The sequence below is a fragment of the Spiroplasma endosymbiont of Megaselia nigra genome (assembly GCF_003987485.1).
Lineage (GTDB): Bacteria > Bacillota_I > Bacilli_A > Mycoplasmatales > Mycoplasmataceae > Spiroplasma.
The window spans coordinates 1-2,333 of sequence record NZ_RCOO01000170.1; the positions used below are offsets into that span (position 1 = coordinate 1).

General features: G+C 23.4%; 3 protein-coding genes. All 3 read right to left on the minus strand.

Translation table 4 applies throughout. The annotated features are described in order from the left end of the window. The coding region (locus D9R21_RS08700; protein WP_158613934.1) for a lipoprotein at nucleotides 1–156 on the minus strand (156 nt) is incomplete at its 3' end. Between the two features lie 31 nt (nucleotides 157–187). Continuing rightward, nucleotides 188–469, minus strand: coding sequence for a hypothetical protein (locus D9R21_RS05765; RefSeq protein ID WP_126821454.1), 282 nt, complete (start codon nucleotides 467–469; stop codon nucleotides 188–190). A 9-nt stretch (nucleotides 470–478) separates the two neighbouring features. Next, nucleotides 479–2,119, minus strand: coding sequence for an ETX/MTX2 family pore-forming toxin (locus D9R21_RS05770; protein ID WP_126821455.1), 1,641 nt, complete (start codon nucleotides 2,117–2,119; stop codon nucleotides 479–481). Nucleotides 2,120–2,333 lie beyond the last annotated feature (214 nt).

Genomic DNA, 2,333 nt, shown 5'->3' on the forward strand with positions numbered 1-2,333 from the left:
TTCTAAAATACCATCTTTTGTTTTTATATTATTATTGTTTTTTAGTTCTTTTAATTGTTCTTTGGAGTATTGTGGTGCTGTATTACAAGCAACTAAACTGATTGTACTTGTTCCTATTAAAGTGATTGCTCCTAAAAAAGTTAATATTTTTTTCATATTTTATTTATAATTTGTTTTTTTATAAAAATTACTTAATTTTTAAATTTCGTTCATTTAAACTTAAAGAAATAGGTTTTCCGGTTTTAACTTGATGCATGATTATTTCTTTTTTAGTTTTAATATCATAAGAAAAATTTATACTATTATCATCATTTATTTTAATTTTTAAGGGTAAAATTTCATTTTCTAATAAACTATACATAGCATCTTTAATTGAAATAAAAACCGGCGTTTCATTATTATCTTTATCAATAAAATTTGCACTAACCATACCTTCAACTTTTTGATAATAACTTAAAATAAGCCCCACATTGTTTTTTTAAGAATTAACAGAAACTGAAATTTTCTTATGTGGTGGTACTTTTACTGGCTGAGATGGAACAGTTATTGTTGTAGTGTTTGTAGTTGTTTTAATTTCTGTGTCAGAAGAAGTTGAAGTATCTCCTATAGTATAAGTTTTTGATCCTCCTCACGTATATCCACCACCAACTTCAACTGCAACTTCAACTTTCCCTTCTGTAACAAGCGGTATACCGGCAGAACCACTGGCCTTAGTTGTAATTTTAGTATTTACATTTGCACTTCAATTGTCGGCATTTGCTGTTGTTTTTGATTTAGAAAATCCATTCATTTTTTGAAACGTATTTGTTTCTGTTAACTGTTTAGAACAAGAAATAGTTAGATAACTTTGTTCAATATCACTATCATTAACAAATGTTGAATTAGACTCTTTACAAACATCATTAAGATCTTGTTCTAAATTAGATGATTTATTTTTTTGTGTTTCTTCTAAAAAAACATTAAATACTTTTAAATCTTGTAAATTGATATTTAAAATATCTTTGATTTCATAATTGGGGTTTTGTTTTTTATAATATAAATATATTCCTCTTCTTATTTGTTCTTTTATACTAATAGTAATATTAGATTCATTTAAATCAAAATAATCATATTCAAATACTCTACCATTATTTGAACCAAAATAAATTTTATTATTTAAAAGAACTAATTCATAATTATAAATACCTTCATTTATATTCAAAATACTTTTATGTTTTCTTGTTTCAGGATTATATTCATAAATATTTTTATCATTTGATCTAAAATAAATTTTATTGTTTAATATAATTCCTTTAAACCCAATACCACTACTAACAGTAAATGCAGTTGTATATTGTCCTGTATTTTGATTATATTCATAAACAGCACCATAAATTGAACTAAAATAAATTTTATTATTTAATACAACTCCAGAAGAAACAGAATAACCCCCAGTAGAATTTATAACTCTATATTTTCTTGTTTCAGGATTATATTCATAAACATGACCATTATTTGAGCCGAAATAAATTTTATTATTTAATACAACTCCAGAAGAATTAAAACTTTCAGAACTATTTATAACTATAATATTTTCTTGTTGATTTATTTTTGGATCATATTGATATAAATTTCCATTACTTGAGCAAAAATAAATTTTATTATTTAATACAACTCCAGAAGAATCAATATAATCATTTGACGTAATAACAACTTTTTTATTATCTGTTATGGGGTTATATTCATAAACTCTACCTTTACGATCATTTTCATATGAAGAAAAATAAATTTTATCATATGCAAAACCTAAAGAATAGATAGAACTATTTGTAGTAATAACAATATTTTGTTGTCCTGTTTTTGGATCATATTGATATACTTTTTTGTCTGAAACAAAATAAACTTTATTATTTAAAGAAATACCCAAACTAAACCCATCTTCTGAATTAATTACACTTTTTAAAATACCCTTAATTTTATTATTATTTTCTCTTTTATTCCTATTTAAAGTTTCTAAATTACTTTTTGTAAAATTATTGTTTAAATTTTTTTGTTTTTGATAAGGACTAGCAGCAATTGTTGTTGGTACAGCTGTTCCACTGATAGTTAATACACTTAATAAACTTAAAAGTTTTTTCATTTTATATAATTTCCTTTATTTCATCTTGAAATTTTTTATCAAGATCTATTGACATTATATATATACAAGCGCTTTTAAGTATATTTAAGAAAGGAAGTTATTTAAATGATTATTATAATTATATTGTTGCACTAAACTGGGCTCGCGGTGATTTTCATAAGTTTGTGAAAAATGCCTTAAAGTTTAAAAAAACTTTTGCCGCGCTTTTCAAAAT